The organism is Acidobacteriota bacterium (assembly GCA_012729555.1).
In the GTDB taxonomy this organism is placed as follows: Bacteria; Acidobacteriota; UBA6911; order UBA6911; family UBA6911; genus UBA6911.
On the sequence record JAAYCX010000011.1, the window covers coordinates 22,345 to 39,202 of the forward strand.

Consider the following 16,858-nt stretch of genomic DNA (forward strand, 5'->3'; position numbering starts at 1 on the left):
GCATCGGCCGGATGCGCGCAATATTGTGGCACTGTACGCACCCTTTGTCGATAGCTGCCAATATTGGCACAAAAACAGGTGGATGACAAACGGCTTCCGCCGGCTCCGCCTTGCCGGGGGAGGGGCCGGGAAAGGGGCCGGGGAGCGGGCAAAAACTCCCCCCACTTTATGTCCCCAACCGGGCGCGCCTCGTATATAATGACTCCCTCGATCTGGAGCCGGGCGTCGCAAAGCGCCGGCCGGGGAGAGTCCCGTGTCGCCGCTTTTTGGAACGTCGCCGGGTGGAAAATCGTAAGAAAGGAGCCTCGCCGCGCGGCCGCGCGGGCCGGGTGAGGCCGAAGGACCAGGGCGTGCCCTGCATTCATGATATTTTGTAAGCTTTGTCTGGCTGCGGGCTGCAGCCGTATGGAGAGAGATATGCGTTTCCGGTCAATACTGTTTCTGTCGGCTGTTCTCGTGCTCTGGGGCTCCCCTCTGCATGCGCAGAAACGGGTTTTCACGACGGTGAACCCGAATACCTCGGTCTATAACGCGAGCGCGGACCTGTACGACCCGGCGACGGGGGCTTTTTCCCCGGCCGGAAACGCGATGAGCGTCGCCCGCGAGGATCACGTCGCGATCCGGCTGGCGAACGGCAAGGTGCTGCTGGCGGGAGGGTACAACAACCACCACCTGCAGGATGCGGAGATCTTCGATCCATCGAGCGGATCCTTCGCCGCGACCGACTCCATGCTGTCGACGCGGAGCGGCGCCGGGGCCGCGCTCCTTCCCAGCGGCGGCGCCCTGATCGCCGGCGGCTACAACGGCACCTACCTGTCCACCGCGGAGATCTACGAACCGGTGACCGGGACCTTCTCGCTGGTCGGCGGGGTGATGACGATCGCGCGGCAGAACCCCGTGCTGGCCCGGCTGCAGAGCGGATCCATCCTCATCACAGGCGGGTTCAACGGGGCTTTCCTCTCCAACGCGGAGGTCTACGATCCCCTGGACCGCACCTTTACGGCGACCGGTTTTCTGCGCACCGCGCGCACGGGGCATACGGCCACCCTCCTGCCCGACGGGAAGGTCCTGGTCGCCGGGGGGTGCAACAACCTGCAGAGCAGCGAAGTGTTCTGCAACAACTTTCTGGCCTCCGCCGAGATGTATGATCCCGGCACCCGGACCTTCACGCTGGTCCAATCCATGACGACGGCGCGCAGGGGGCATACGGCCACCCTCCTGCCCGACGGCAGGGTGCTGATTTCCGGGGGGATGGACGGCGCGGGCGGGCTCCCTTCCGCCGAAATCTACAACCCGGAAACGGGCCTGTTCACCGCGACCGGGGACATGGCGGGCGCGCGGACCGGGCACACGGCCACCCTTCTGCCCGACGGGAAGGTCCTCGTCGCCGGAGGGAAGTCGGACGGGTATCTCGCCGCCGGCGAGGTCTACGACCCGGCCGCCGGAACCTTCTCCCCGCTGGCTTCGACCATGTCCGCCTTCCGGGCCGGGCACTCGGCCACCCCCCTCGCGGGCGGCCGGGTGCTTCTGGCGGGGGGGCGCAACGACGATCCGCTGGTCTTCGACGTCAACGTGCAGAGCCTGTCCGACAGCATCGCTCCCAATATCGTATTTTCGGCCGATTCCTCGGTCGGGTTCGTCCCCTACGCCGGTTCCGGCACCGTGGTGGCTTTTTCGCCGGCCACCGGGGAGGTGACCGGCCGGATCGAAACCGGCGGCAAACCGGCCTGGCTCGTTCCCTACGCCGGAGGCATGAGGCTGGCGGCCGTGTCCGTCCTCGACAACCGGGTTTTCATCATCGACGCCGCGGCCCGGACGCTGGCGGCCACCTATTCCTTCGATGGCCGCTTCGGGTTCGGGAGCGTGCCGGCCGTCTCCCCCGACGGCACGGCGGGTTACATTTCCTCGACCGAAACGGGGGCCGTGATCAAATTCAGCCTGGCCACCGGCGCCGAACTCGGGAGGCTGACGGGCCTGGGCGCGCCCGCCCGCATCACCCTGAGCGGTGACGGAAGGACCCTCTACGTCGTCGACACGACGAGGAACCGGGTGACGCTGGTCGATGCCTCCAGCATGGCTTCGAAGGCGCAGTTCGATCCCGTCCCGGTCTACCCGATCACGAACTTCACCATTTTCAGCCAGGTGGTTTTGAGTGCGGACGAAACGCTGGCCCTGATCACGAGCCAGGATTCCAACGCGCTCTCGACCTCACTGTCGGCCGCCTTCATCTTCGACCCCGCCACCGGGGCGCTGGTCACCGACGACGACGACGACGACGGCGACGGGTCGACAACCGACAACGACGAGGACGAGGGGGACGACGGCATCTACGGCGTGGGTTCCCAGCCGAGTTACGCCACCCTGCTCCCCGGCGGGAAGCATTGGGCGGTGCTGTCGCAGAATTTCCTCTCCCTGATCCCGACGGTCCACCCGGCCGACGACGGCGACGAAATAAACGACCAGGAGACCGACCAGGAGACTTCAGTTATCCAGTACGATATCGTTCCCGCGCCCCTGGGTTCGGCCAATATCGTGCTCTCCGCGGACAACCGCTACGCGTTTTACGCCTCCTCGACGACCGATCGCGTCCTTCAGCACGATCTCGTGAGCGGCGGCGTCGTGGGGTCCTACCCGGCCGGGGACGACCCCAACCTGAGTGCGGACCAGACCTCGAGGCTCGGGATCACGCCCGACGGGCGCGTGCTGGCGGCGCTGAACCTGGCCAGCAACGAGCTGGACCTCCTTGCGGATTCCGCCGTTTTCCGGCAAACCAAGTTCATCAGCCAGCAGGACAAATTCACGGGACTTTCGCTGGTCAATCTCTCCGGGGTTTCGGTGGACGTGGTGATAACCGCGATGAACGACAGCGGGGCCGAGTTTTTCTCCTTCGGGGAGGACATCGTCAACCCGGCGATCGTGGCGTTGCCCCCCAACGGGCAGAAGGCGGTGGACCTGTCGGAGATCTTCAACCTCAACAACGACGCGATCAACGAAGGGTACCTCCTGATCGAGAGCGCCGCGCCGGTGGTCGTGGGGCATACGGCCGCGGGACAGATCCAGGGCAATTTCCTCGAGGCCTATATCCGCAACATGGAATCGGTCCCCCTCTATGCCGGGTTCGGGAAACTGCACGACTGGATCCTTCCCGAGATCCCCCAGGATGCGGGTTCCTCCGCCCAGCTGACCTTCGTCAACCCGAACTACAACAACGCGGTCTATGAAATCACCCATTACGGGACCGATGGAACCGAGGTCCAGAAAAAGGCGGCGGCGAACCTGGGGGCCGCCAACCGGGCCACGCGGGAACTGACCGACGTGGTGTCCAGCATCACCCGGGGGCTGGTCCTCATCACCGGGGGGCTCGATTCGGAGAAGACCAACAGCACCGCGGAACTCTTTGACTCCGTCTCCCTCAGCTACTTCACGGCCCTCGGGGCGCCCAATACGCCGCGCCAGGGGCACACGTCGACGGTGCTTTCCAACGGGAAAGCCCTGATAGCGGGGGGGAAGAACGGGTTCAGGATCCTGCGCAGCTCCGAACTGTATACCGCCGCCAGCCGGTCCTTCGCCTTCACGCCCGGATCGATGAGGGCCGAGCGTTACCGGCATACGGCCACCGCGCTCGGCAACGGCAGGGTGCTGCTGGCGGGAGGGCAGAATTCCACCTCCATCAACCGGACGGCCGAACTGTACGACCCGGTCTCCGACCGGTTTTCCTACACCTCCGGGCCGATGAACCTGCCGCGGGACGCGCACACGGCCACGAGGCTGGCGGACGGGCGCGTGCTGATCGTGGGAGGGCTCGACGGCGTGGGGGCGACCGCCACCGCGGAGATCTACGACCCCGCGACCGACGCCTTTTCCTATACGGGGAGCCTCGGCGTCCCGAGGGCGTTTCACACCGCCGTGCTGCTCGGGGACGGGCGGGTCCTGGTGGCGGGAGGATACAACGGCGCCACCCTCGACAGCGCGGAGCTCTACGATCCGCAGTCGGGCACCTTCTCCCCGGCGTCTTCGATGACGGCGGCCCGGAGCAACCACACGGCCACGGTGCTGGCTGACGGTACCGTGCTGGTCACCGGGGGCTCGAACTCGGAATCCGCCCCGACCGGCGGACTGAACACGGCGGAGCTGTACGATCCCTCCACCGGCCTCTTTTCCGCGACCAACGGCCAGATGACGGCCTACCGCAGCTTTCATACGGCGACGCTCCTCATGGATGACAGGGAGGGGGACAACGACAGGGTGCTCATTTCGGGCGGGTACGGCCTGGTCGATTCGGATGACGTCACGGAGGTGGAAACCCTCGCCGTCGGGGACCTGTACAGCCCGCAGACGGGACTGTTCACCCGGATGTCGGTGGCCATGTCCGCCCCGCGCCAGGCGCACTCCACGGCGCTTCTGACCGAGGGGGTTTCGGCCGGGTACCTGAGGATTCGTTCCGACGTCGGCATGCTCTCCAGCCAGGTCTACAGCAACGGCGGGGCCAGGACCTCCGTCGAGGGGATCGACATGGACCGCTACGTCGGGGTGACGCGCGTGTATTCCCCCCGGTTCACGCTCTCCTCCGAGAGGATCACCTTTCTCAACGTGATCAACGGGAACCAGGAGCAGGTGGCCGATGTCGACCTCATCCTCCACTCGACCGGCGGAGAGGTCCTGGCGACGGAAAGCCGCACCCTTTCGGTCAACGCCCAGATCAAGGGGAACCTGTGGGACATTTTCGGGAACGACCAGGGCCTCGAGGGGCGCGAGGGGTGGCTGGAGGTCGTCAGCACGGTGGACCGGATCGTCGGAACCGTATCCTTCACGGATGCGGGCAACCGGTTCCTGGCCGCCTTCGAACTCTCCGGGCACCCGATGGACCGCCTGGTGTACCCCCTGGTCAGCGAGGATGCCGATTTCTATACGGAGATCTCGCTCCTCAACAGCGGGGAGCAGGCCGCGAATGTGAGCCTGGAACTGTGGGGGGTCGAGGGGACCCTCGAAGCGGCCCGTGCCGTCACGCTCGAGGCGGGGGCGAGCATGTCCGGAACGCTCGATGACTGGTTCCCCGGAATGGGAGGATTGATCTCGGGCAACGTGCGGGTGCGTTCGAGCCTGCCCCTGCACGCCATGGGCGAGCTGGGCGACAGGCAGCTGAGGTTCATCTCCTCCGTGCCCCCGGTGGCGCTGCCCGAGCCGTAATATGGAACCGTTGTCCGGCGTGCTCTTTTCGCTCTACCGGGGATCCCCCCAATACGGGGATTGGGTCGTCGCCAGCCTCGGGGCGGCCTGGCCCGGGATAGTGGGGGAGCGTCTGGCCGCCGAGTGCCGACCGATCCGGTTCCGGCAGTCGGAACTGGTGATCGCAGCCCGGGACCTGGGCTGGGCCGAGGCGCTCCGGGGGATGAAACCCCGGCTCCTGGAAAAATTGCGGGCCGCCACGGCGGGCGCGGTCGCCGACCTTTCCGTCGTCGTCGGCGGGGCCGGGGGAGGGGTCCCGTAACTCCCCGGTAAAGAGGGAGCGCTTCCTGATTGCAGCACCGCAAGTCGTGTGATATACTCGCTTTTTTTAATATCGGCTTAATATTCCTGGCTTATGCGGAGGGCAGCTTGTCACTGACTGTAGAGAAGAAAACGGAATTAGTGGAAGCCTATAAAACTCACCAGAAGGATACCGGCTCGCCCGAGGTCCAGATCGCCATTCTGAGCGAGAAGATCTCGTACCTGACCGAGCATTTCAAGGTTCACGCCAAGGACCATCATTCCCGCCGCGGCCTGCTGCGCATGGTCGGGAAGCGCCGCCGCCTTCTGGATTATCTGAAGGATAAGGACATCAACAGGTACCGGACGGTCATCAACCGGCTCGGCATCCGCAAGTAGGGGCTCCTCCGGGAGTCCCTCCGAACAACCGCAGGTCCTGCGTCGCCGGGCGGGTTGCCCGGGCGCGACAAGGGATGCGGCGTTCCCCGAAGCCGGGCCTCGTACGCCGAGCCCGGTTTTCCCCTTTATGGGTACTGAAAGGGGCGCCGGGCGGGTTCGGGGCCTGGTTTTAGAAACGAATACCGGGGGGTTGGGTGGATTATGAATTATGAGTTATGAGTTAAGGGTTATCGGGCATAATCCTTAACTCAGTACTCATAATCATAATTCCTAGTTCATAATTCCCGCCTGCCAGCTTCCCGGATTTACCCACACATTGGAGGATAGTATGGTACATCGAGTTTCTGCCGAGATCGGCGGGTTGGAATTTTCAATCGAAATGGGCAAGATCGCCAAGCAGGCCGATGGTGCGGCCTACATCAGTTACGGCGATACGGTGGTCCTGGCGACCGCCTGCGCACTCAAGCAGGCCAGGGAGGGCCAGGGGTTTTTCCCGCTGACGGTCGACTATCGTGAAAACACCTACGCCGCGGGGAAGATCCCCGGCGGCTTCTTCAAGCGCGAGGGGAGGCCGACCGAAAAGGAGGTCCTGACTTCGCGGATGATCGACCGGCCCCTGCGCCCCCTCTTCCCCGACGGGTTCATGTGCGAAACCCAGGTGGTCGCCCTGGTGCTCTCCGCGGACAAGGAAAACGACCCGGACATCATGGGCATCACGGGGGCCTCCACCGCCCTGTACTGCTCCGCCATCCCGTTCTTCACCCCCGTGGGGGCGGTGAGGGTCGGATACATGGAAGACCGGTTCGTGGTGAACCCCCCGATCAGCAAGCTGAAGGAGAGCAGCCTGAACCTGACGGTGGTCGGCACCGAGGATGCGATCGTCATGGTCGAAGCGGGCGCCAGTGAGATCCCGGAAGCGATGATGGTGGAGGCGCTCGATTTCGCCCACGGCATCATCCGCCAGATCATCGGGCTGCAGAAGGAACTGTACGCGCGGATCCAGCCGGTCAAGCGGGAGTTCGTCAAGCCCGAGTTCGACCCCTCGGAAATCGAGCGGATCGAACGCGACTTCGCCGGGAAGATATCGGAAGCGCTCCACATCCCGGCGAAACTGGAAAGCTACGCCGCCCTCGACGTGGTCAAGGCGGAGATCGTCGCCTCGGTCCCGGAGGAGGAGACGGAGCGGCGGGCGCAGGCGGAGAAGATCTACCATCAGGTGATGGAACGGATCTTCCGCCGGGAGATGCTCGAGGAGGGCCGGCGGCCGGACGGGCGACGGTTCGACGAAATCCGCCCCATCAGCGCGGAGGTCTCGATGCTCCCCCGGACGCACGGCTCGGCCCTGTTCACCCGCGGCGAGACCCAGGCCCTGGTGACGGCCACGCTCGGCACCTCCGATGACGAGCAGCGCATGGACACCCTGGAAGGGGAGAGCTTCAAGCGCTTCATGCTGCACTACAACTTCCCCCCCTTCAGCGTCGGAGAGGTCAAGTTCCTGCGCGGGCCGGGGCGGCGCGAAATCGGCCACGGGGCCCTGGCCGAGCGCAGCATCCTGCCGGTCATGCCCCCCGAGGAGGCGTTCCCCTACACGGTGCGGGTGGTTTCGGACATCATGGAGAGCAACGGTTCCTCGTCCATGGCGACCGTTTGCGGCGGCATCCTGGCCCTGATGGACGCCGGGGTCCCCATCAAGGCCCCGGTGGCCGGGGTGGCCATGGGACTGGTGAAGGAAGGGGACAAGTACGCCATCCTGACCGATATCGCCGGCGCGGAAGACCACTACGGCGACATGGATTTCAAGGTCGCCGGCACCGAGAAGGGAATCACCAGCCTGCAGATGGACATCAAGGTCGGCGGGATCGACAGGAAGATCATGGCGGAGGCCCTGGAGCAGGCCAGGGTGGGGCGTTTGTTCATTCTCAAGCGGATGGCCGAGTGCCTCGAGGCCTCCCGTCCGGACATCTCCCCCTTCGCCCCCCGTATCATCACCATCCAGATCCCCAAGGAAAAGATCGGGGGCGTGATCGGGACCGGCGGGAAGGTGATCCGGGGGATCATCGAACAGACCGGGGTCAAGATCGATATCGAGGACGACGGGAAGGTCAACATCGCCTCGAGCGATACCGAGTCGTCCCAGCGCGCCATCCGGATGATCGAGGACCTGATCATGGAAGCCGAAATGGGGAAGACCTACCTGGGAACGGTGACCCGGATCGTGGACTTCGGCGCCTTCGTGGAGATCTTCCCCGGGACCGAAGGGCTGCTCCACATTTCGGAAGTGGCCGATTTCCGGGTCGAGGACATCAACTCCGAGCTCAAGGTCGGCGACCAGATCCCGGTGAAGGTGATCGGCATCGAGCCCCCGAACAAGATCCGCCTAAGCCGCAGGGCCGTGCTGCGCGAGCAGGCGGGTTTGCCTCCCATCGAGGCATCCCCCCGTCCGCCGCGGCGCGACTCCGACCGCGGCCGTCAGGGGAGAGACCGTGACCGGTCCGGCCCGCGGGGCGGCGACCGCGGCGGGAGGGGGCGTTACTGACCTCCTGCCGGAACGTTAACCCGGGGGCGGCCGTGAGGCCGCCCCCGCACGCATCGGGCCGCCATGAATTCGAAACAGGTTCTGGAGTTGCTGGAGCAGGTTCGCCGGGGGGCCGTGTCGCCCGATCAGGGGCTCGAGCGCCTGAAGCATATGCCCTTCGAGGACCTGGGGTTCGCGCGCGTGGACCATCATCGCGCGCTGCGCCAGGGTTTCCCGGAGGTGATTTTCGGGCCGGGAAAGACCGGGGATCAGATCGCGGCCATCGTCCGGAGCCTGCTGCGGCAGAAGTCGAACATCCTGGTGACGCGCACCACGGAGGCGGTCTATCGCCGGATCCGCAGGATCACCGCCAGGGCACGGTTCGATGAGAACGCCCGGGCCGTCACCATCGTTTTCGACAAGACCCTCTACGGCCAGGGGACCATCCACGTGGTGTGCGCCGGTACCAGCGACATCCCGGTCGCCGAGGAAGCGGCGCTTACGGCGCGGCTGATGGGGAACGAGGTGCGGACCACCTTCGACGTGGGGGTCGCCGGGATCCACCGCCTCCTGGACATCCGGGAAGAGCTCTCGCGGGCGGCGGTCGTGATCGTGGCGGCCGGGATGGAGGGGGCGCTGGCGAGCGTCGTGGGGGGGCTGCTCCGCGTCCCCGTCATCGGGGTCCCCACGAGCATCGGGTACGGCAGCTCCTTCGGCGGGGTGTCCTCGCTGCTGGCCATGCTCAACAGCTGCGCCTCCAACGTGGTGACCGTGAACATCGACAACGGTTTCGGCGCCGGATACGTCGCCGGCCTGATCAACCGGAAGCGCGGCACGCCCTGACGGCCCTTCGCTCCGCCCGTCCCGCCGGCGCCCGAAAACCCCTTCTCCCCATTGCGGGCGGATTGTGTTATTTTTCTCGGGAGCCATGCAGGAGCGGGAATTTCTTTATCGGCGGCCACGGTAATGCCTTTCTTCGAGGATCACGTACTGGACGAGGTTCGCAACTCCGTCAATATTGTATCCCTGGTTTCCGAGTATGTGAGCCTGCGCAAGCGCGGGCGCAACCACCTCGCCCGCTGCCCCTTCCACAACGAAAAGACCCCCTCCTTCAACGTCAACGAGGAAAAGCAGATCTTCATGTGTTTCGGCTGCGGCCTGGGGGGCGACGTCTTCAAGTTCATCATGCAGATCGAGCATCTTTCCTTCCCGGAGTCGGTGCGGTTTCTGGCGGAGCGTTCGGGAATCCGGCTCCCGGAGGCCTCCCCCGCCCACCCGGCCGCCGCCGTTTCCGGCTCCGACGCCCTGCGCAAGGCGATGGCCGAGGCCGTGGCCACCTACCACCACTGTCTGCGCCACACCGAGGAGGGGAAGAGCGCGCTCCGGTACCTGGCCGACCGGGGCATCACCGAGGAGACCATCGGGCGTTTCAGCCTCGGCTACTCCCCCTCCGGGGGGAATTACCTGGTCCCCCTCCTGCAGAAAAAGGGGTTCGCGCTCCAGGTGCTCGAGGATTGCGGGCTGGCGAAACGTTCGGAGGACGGGGGCCGGGCCTACGACAGTTTCCGGGGCAGGATCATGTTCCCCATCACCGACGTCCAGGGCCGCCCGGTCGCTTTCGGCGCGCGGGCCACGGACGGGCGGCCGCCGAAGTATTTGAATTCGCCCGAGACCCGGCTTTATAATAAGAGCCGGAACCTTTTTGGCTTGAGCTTCGCCAAGGACGCCATCCGGGAACGGGGGTACGCCATCCTGGTCGAAGGGTACATGGATTTCGTCATTCCCTTCCAGCAGGGGGTGCACAACCTGGTGGCTTCCCTGGGAACGAGTCTGACGCCGCAGCAGGTGGAATTGTTGGGCCGCTATACGCACGAGGCCGTGGTGAGCTACGATCCGGATTCCGCGGGACTGGCCGCCGCGCAAAGATCGCTCGACCTCTTTCTGGAGGGGGACTTCCGGGTGAAGGTTCTCCGTCTCCCCGAGGGGCAGGACCCGGATGCCTTCGTCCGCGCGAGCGGGGCCGATGCCTACCGGGAGAAGGCGGAAGCTGCGGTCCCCTACCTCGAGTTCGTGCTCGAAGCCGCCATCGGCAGCCAGGGCGCGCTGGACGATCCCAAAAACAAGATCCAGGTCATGAACACGGTGCTCCCCTACCTGGCGCGGCTGCCCAGCGCGGTGGAGCGCTCGGAATACGTGTTCCGGTTCGCCCGCAGGCTGGGGATCGAGGACCGGCAGCTGCTGGCCGAGACCAAGCGCGCGGCGCAGCAGAAGCGGGGGCGGCTGGGCGAGGAGACGGTGGCGAGGGCCGTGTCGATGAGAACGGCGGAAAAGAAGCTGCTCCAGCTTCTCGTCGGGCACGAGGAACTGCAGGAGCGGATCCTCCCCCTCTGCTGCCGGCAGGATTTCGAGGGCCTGGCGGGGGAGAAGATCTTCGCCGCCCTGCTCGACGGGTTCGACCGGGGCGAAAAGAGCGGCTTCGCGGACCTCCACCGGCGTTTCGCGGGCGAGCCCGAACAGGACCTGCTGGCCCACCTGGAAATGGAGGAGATGCCGGAAAGCCCCTCGACCGATACGGCGGAGAGTTTCCTGAACGCACTGCGGACCCTGAGACTGACGGCGTACAGGCAGCAGATCGTGCTGGAAATCGCGGAGGCGGCCGGGCGGAACGACGAGGAGACGCTCACCCGTTTGCTCGAGCAGCGCGTCGCCGTGGACCGGGAACTGGTCGGTCTTTCCAGCAAATAGAGGGGAAAGGAGACAGCGGTTTGTCTATCGAAGAAAAATACGACGAAGTAAAAGAGCTGATCCTGATGGGGAAGGAGAGGGGGTATCTCCTCTACGACGAGGTCAACGACCTCCTCCCCGAAGGGGTCTGTTCCTCGGATGAACTCGACAGCATTTTTTCTCTCTTCGGATCCGCGGGAATCGAGGTTATCGACACCGAGCAGAAATTCCAGGAGGAGAACAAGCGGGGGGAGAAGAAGGAGGACGATTCCGGGGAAGAGAGCGAGTTCGATTTCGGAGCGTTGAATCTCGATAAGACGAACGACCCCGTCCGTTTGTATCTCCGGGAAATGGGGACGGTCCCGCTGCTGAGCCGCGAGGGAGAGGTGGAAATCGCCAAGCGGGTCGAGCACGGCCAGCGGGTGATCCTCAAGGCGCTCTCCAGATCTCCACTGGTAGTTCAGGAAATCCTGGAAATAGGTGATCAATTAAAGAAAAAACAGGTATCGGTCCGGGACATCGTCCTCTTCAACGAAGAGGAGGTCACCGAGGAACGGGTGGAGCAGAAGGCGCAGGAAGTACTCTCGGTCATAGACAGCATCCGCAAGCACGAGCGCGCGGCGCACCGGATCCGTGCCCGGATCGCCCGCTGCCGGAAGGGATCGCGCATCTACAAGAAGAACCTCTCCATGCTGGCCCGGTACCGGATCCCGATCGCGTGGAAGGTGAGGGAACTGGAGCTGAACGTCATCCAGCACGAAAGGCTCATCGGCGTCATCCGGGAAACGGTCGACAGGGTGGTCGGGCTGGAACGGGAGAGGCACAGGCTCCTGCGCAGCCTGGAAGCGCCCCGGCGCCTGGACGACTCCAAAGGGATCAAGAAGCGCCTGAGGCTGATCGACGCGGAGATAAAGCAGATCGAATCGGACGCCCTCGCCCCCGCCGACGAGCTGAAGCGGACGCTGGCGACCATCCGCTCCGGAGAACTGGAAGCCGACATCGCCAAGAAGGAGCTGGTGGAGGCGAACCTGCGGCTGGTGGTGTCGATCGCCAAGAAGTACACCAACCGGGGGCTGCAGTTCCTCGACCTGATCCAGGAGGGGAACATCGGCCTGATGAAGGCGGTGGACAAATTCGAGTACCGCCGGGGGTACAAGTTCTCGACCTACGCCACCTGGTGGATCCGCCAGGCGATCACCCGGGCGATCGCCGACCAGGCGCGCACCATCCGCATCCCCGTCCACATGATCGAAACGATCAACAAGCTGATCCGCACCTCCCGCAGCCTCGTCCAGGAATACGGCCGCGAACCGACCAGCGAGGAGATCGCCAGGAAAATGGACTTCCCCGTCAGCAAGGTGCGCAAGATCCTCAAGATCGCCCAGGAGCCGATCAGCCTGGAGACCCCCATCGGCGAGGAGGAGGACAGCCACCTCGGGGATTTCATCGAGGACCGCGGTGTGCTCTCCCCGGCCGAAGCGGTGATCAACATCAACCTGAAGGAACAGACGGAATCGGTCCTGCAGACTCTGACGCCGCGCGAGGAGCAGGTCATCAAGATGCGCTTCGGCCTCGGCGACGGCAGCGAGCACACGCTGGAAGAGGTGGGGCAGCGCTTCTCGGTCACCCGCGAGCGCATCCGGCAGATCGAGGCGAAGGCCCTGAGAAAATTGCGCCACCCCTCCCGCAGCCGGATGCTGATGGCTTTCCTGGAGGGCTCCTCGGTCCGCGATTGACCGCCGGGAATTCCCCCCGCGGCCCCTTGCAATTGCCCCGCGATCCCAATATCCTGCGCCTGCAAACCTGAAAGGATCGGACTGCGTCGTGACCCATCGCATAGAGATCGGATTGAAGCGGGGCGTGGTGGACGCCCGGGGCCGCGCCGTCGCGGCCCGGGCGCACCGTTTTCTTCGGCTTCCCGTGGTGTCCTGCCGGACGCGCGATGTCTACAAGCTGGACCTCGTGCTCTCGCCCGGCGAGCTCCGGAAGATCCGGACCGCCTTCACCGATCCCGTCATCTGCCGCTCCGCCGCGGGCCGGCTCCCCCCCCCGCGTTTCGACTGGATGGTCGAGGTGGGGTTCCGGCCGGGGGTGACCGATAACGTCGGTTCGACCGCCTGCGCCGTGGCCCGCGACGTCCTGGACCGCCCCCTGGGCCGTGACGAGTCGGTCTACACCTCCATCCAGTACTTTTTCCGCGGCGCGCTCGCGCGCCCCGACGTGGAGCACCTGTCCCGGGACCTGCTTGCCAACCCCCTGATCCATTCGATCCGGATCTTCTCTCCCGGCGAGTGGGCCGCCTCCGGCATCGACCTGGAGGTCCCCGCCGTCCGGGAGCAGGCCGGCATCCGGGTCGGCAGCTACGACCTGGGAGTCCCGGACGCGGAACTGCTGCGCATCAGCCGGGAGGGGATCCTCTCGCTCAGCCTCGAGGAGATGCACGCCGTCCGGGACTATTTCGCCTCGGACGATGTGAGCCGCCGGCGGGAAGCGATGGGGCTCCCCCTCCACCCCACGGACGTGGAACTCGAGTGCATCGCCCAGACCTGGTCGGAACACTGCAAGCACAAGATCTTCGCCGCGCGTGTGCACTACGTGGACGAGACCGGTGCCGGGGAGTGGATCGACTCCCTCTTCAAGACCTGCATCCGGGACGCCACGGCCAAAATCGGCGCGCAGGTGGACTGGCTGGTCTCGGTCTTCAGCGACAACGCCGGCATCATCCGCTTCAACGACCGGTACCACGTCTCCTGCAAGGTCGAGACCCACAACACCCCTTCGGCGCTCGATCCCTACGGCGGCGCCATCACGGGGATCGTGGGGGTGAACCGCGACCCGATGGGGACGGGCATGGGGTGCGAGCTTCTGGCCAACGTCTGGGGCTACTGCCTCGGGTCCCCCTTTTACGAAGGGGACCTGCCGGAGGGGCTGATGCACCCGCGCCGCATCCGCGACGGAGTGCACCAGGGCGTCATCGACGGCGGGAACCAGAGCGGCATCCCGTGGGTCCGGGGCTTCGAGCGCTTCGACGAACGCTACCTGGGCAAGCCGCTGGTGTACTGCGGCACCGTCGGCCGCATTCCGCTCCTGGTGGGCGGGAGGCCGTCGGAGCGCAAGGAGATCTCCCCCGGCGATGTCATCGTCATGTGCGGCGGGCGCATCGGCATGGACGGGATTCACGGCGCCACCTTTTCCTCCGAGGAGCTGCGCAAGGAGTCGCCGGCCCAGGCGGTCCAGATCGGCGACCCGATCACCCAGCGCAACATGTACGAGTTCCTGATGGAGGCGCGCGACCGGGGGCTCTACCGCGCCATCACCGACAACGGCGCCGGGGGGCTGAGTTCGTCCATCGGTGAGATGAGCCGGATCTCGGGGGGGGCGGACCTGGACCTGCGGAAAGCCCCCCTCAAGTACGACGGGCTGCAGCCCTGGGAGATCCTCCTGTCGGAGGCCCAGGAGAGGATGTCGCTCGCGGTCCCGCCGGAGTGCCTGGAGGCGCTGGTGGAGCTGGCGCGGCGGCGCGAGGTGGAAGCGACGGCGCTGGGCACCTTCACCTCCACCGGCCAGTTCGTAGTCCGCTACGGGGAGCGGGTGGTGGCCGGCCTCGACCTCGAGTTCCTGCACGAGGGGGGGCCGCGCCTGACGCTGGAGGCCCTCTGGGAGCCCCCGCGGGTCGCTCCCCCGCGCCCGGCGCGCCGGGGCGCGCGCACGGGGCGCCTCCTCGGCCTGCTCCGCGGGCTCAACGTCTGCTCCCGGGAGTTCAAATCGCGGCAGTACGACGGCGAGGTCAAGGGTCTCAGCGTGGTGAAGCCCTTCGTCGGGGTCCAGAGCGACGTCCCGGCCGACGCCGCCGTCATGAGGGTGGAGCACGGCTCGGTCGAGGGGATCGTCCTGGCCGAGGGGATCAACCCCTTCTACTCGGACCTGGACACCTACGGGATGATGGCCAGCGTCATCGACGAGGCGGTGCGGCGGGTGGTGAGCGCCGGCGGGAGGCTCGACCGGATCGCCGGGCTGGACAACTTCTGCTGGCCCGACCCGGTCGAGTCGGACCGGAACCCCGACGGGCGCTACAAGATGGCGCAGCTCGTGCGCGCCAACAAGGCCCTGTACGACGTCACCACCGCCTACCGGGTGCCGGTCATCTCGGGCAAGGACAGCATGAAGAACGATTCGGTCCGGGGCGGGCGGAAGATCTCCATCCCCCCCACGGTCCTCTTCTCGGCCATCGGCAAAATCGACGACGTCCGGACGGCGGTCACGATGTATTTCAAGCGCCCCGGCGATCCCGTATACGTGCTGGGGCTCACCCGCGCGGAGCTGGGGGGGTCGGAATTCCACCGGATGCTCGCGCGCGAGCAGGGGACGCCCGGGGCGTACGGGGGGCGGCTCCCCGGCCTCGACGTCGAGCGGGCGCTCGAGACCTACCGGGCGATGAACGAGGCCGCCGCGCGCAGCCTGCTGCTCTCGTCGCACACGCCCACCCTCGGGGGGCTCGGGGTGGCGCTCGGGCTCGCCGCCGTCGGCGGCGGCCTGGGCGCCGAGGTCGACCTGGGCGCCGTCCCATCCGATGAGACGCTCGACGACGACGCGCGCCTTTTCTCGGAATCGAACAGCCGTTTCGTCATCAGCTGCGCCCCCGGGGACGCCGCCGAACTCGAGGCGCTTCTGCGCGGGCTGCCGCTGGCCCGCGTCGGCACCGTGACCGCCTCCGGCCGGCTCCGCGTCGCGGGGAGCGGGGGGCGTTTGGTGGTGGATGTCGAAACCGAAGCGCTCCGGCGCGCATTCAAGGAAACCCTGTATGGCATTTGACACTCCGGTCTGCATCATCACGGGCTACGGGCTCAACTGCGAGGCCGAATCGAAGGTCGCGTGGGAGATGGCGGGGGCCCGGGCCGACCTCGTCCACTTCAGCGATCTCGTCGAGCGGCCGGCTCGCCTCAGGGACTACGCGGCGCTGATGTTCATCGGGGGGTTCTCCTACGGGGACCACATGACCTCGGGCCACGTCTTCGCCCTGCGCACCCGCCACCGGCTGAGTGGAGAACTGGAGCGCTTCATCGGCGGGGGGAAACTGATCCTGGGGGTGTGCAACGGTTTCCAGATCATGGTGAAGCTGGGGCTGCTGCCGGGGCTCGACCGCGATTACTTCACGCAGCGCCTGTCGGTGGTGCAGAACGACTGCGGCGCCTTCCAGAACCGCTGGTCGACGCTGCGCTTCGAGCCCGCCTCCCCCTGCGTCTTCACCCGCGGCCTCACCCATTTCCCCCTCCCGATCCGCCACGGGGAGGGGAAGGTCTTTACCCTGGATCGGCGCCTGCTCGAGCGGCTGGAGGCGCTCGGGTGCGTCCCCTGCCGCTACGCCGACCCCGCGACGGGACTGCCGACCCAGGAGTTCCCCCACAATCCCAACGGGAGCCTGAACGCGATCGCCGGCCTGTGCGACCCCTCCGGCCGCATCTTCGGCCTGATGCCCCACCCGGAGGCCTACCTCTACCCGGAAAACCACCCGCAGTGGGAGCTGCAGAAGCTCGACGGCACCCTCCCCGCGGAGGGCCTCGGCCTCCTCCTGTTCCGCAACGCCGTCGACTACCTCAAGTAAAAATGGGGACGGACCAGGTTTATTGTTGTCCCCATTGCAGATAGCCGCGTCATAGAACCCGTAAGTCCACCTTTGTCCCCGCCGCCCGCCCCGAGTTCCGCAGGAATGCGCCTATGCTTTGTACGGCGCAAGATCTTCTTGAAAACATATAT

Annotated in this window: 9 protein-coding genes; all 9 read left to right on the forward strand. The window is 66.0% G+C overall.

What is annotated here, in order from left to right; genetic code table 11:
- The first annotated feature begins 417 nt into the window (after positions 1–417).
- The 9 genes from GXY47_02330 to GXY47_02370 all read left to right on the forward strand — a co-directional run bounded on the left by GXY47_02330 (position 418) and on the right by GXY47_02370 (position 16,706).
- Positions 418–5,187, forward strand: a complete 4,770-nt coding sequence (locus tag GXY47_02330) for a hypothetical protein (GenBank protein ID NLV29968.1) — start codon at positions 418–420, stop codon at positions 5,185–5,187.
- A 1-nt stretch (position 5,188) separates the two neighbouring features.
- Positions 5,189–5,488, forward strand: a complete 300-nt coding sequence (locus GXY47_02335) for a DUF721 domain-containing protein (protein NLV29969.1) — start codon at positions 5,189–5,191, stop codon at positions 5,486–5,488.
- Between the two features lie 107 nt (positions 5,489–5,595).
- Positions 5,596–5,865: a 30S ribosomal protein S15 gene (rpsO, locus tag GXY47_02340; GenBank protein ID NLV29970.1), complete on the forward strand. Its 270-nt coding sequence runs from the start codon at positions 5,596–5,598 to the stop codon at positions 5,863–5,865.
- Positions 5,866–6,193: 328 nt separating this feature from the next.
- Complete coding sequence (gene pnp, locus GXY47_02345; GenBank protein ID NLV29971.1) at positions 6,194–8,401, forward strand: polyribonucleotide nucleotidyltransferase; 2,208 nt, start codon at positions 6,194–6,196, stop codon at positions 8,399–8,401.
- A 63-nt stretch (positions 8,402–8,464) separates the two neighbouring features.
- Entirely contained in the window at positions 8,465–9,223 is a 759-nt protein-coding gene (larB, locus tag GXY47_02350) for a nickel pincer cofactor biosynthesis protein LarB (protein NLV29972.1), read from the forward strand.
- A 123-nt stretch (positions 9,224–9,346) separates the two neighbouring features.
- Complete coding sequence (locus tag GXY47_02355; GenBank protein NLV29973.1) at positions 9,347–11,125, forward strand: DNA primase; 1,779 nt, start codon at positions 9,347–9,349, stop codon at positions 11,123–11,125.
- A gap of 20 nt (positions 11,126–11,145) precedes the next feature.
- The gene (gene rpoD / locus GXY47_02360) at positions 11,146–12,840 is read left to right on the forward strand and encodes an RNA polymerase sigma factor RpoD (GenBank protein NLV29974.1); all 1,695 of its coding nucleotides are present in this window, start codon (positions 11,146–11,148) and stop codon (positions 12,838–12,840) included.
- Positions 12,841–12,928: 88 nt separating this feature from the next.
- The gene (locus GXY47_02365) at positions 12,929–15,916 is read left to right on the forward strand and encodes a phosphoribosylformylglycinamidine synthase (GenBank protein NLV29975.1); all 2,988 of its coding nucleotides are present in this window, start codon (positions 12,929–12,931) and stop codon (positions 15,914–15,916) included.
- On the forward strand, positions 15,906–16,706 hold the full coding sequence (locus GXY47_02370; protein ID NLV29976.1) for a phosphoribosylformylglycinamidine synthase subunit PurQ: 801 nt from the start codon (positions 15,906–15,908) through the stop codon (positions 16,704–16,706). The genes GXY47_02365 and GXY47_02370 overlap by 11 nt, the downstream gene beginning before the upstream one ends.
- Positions 16,707–16,858 lie beyond the last annotated feature (152 nt).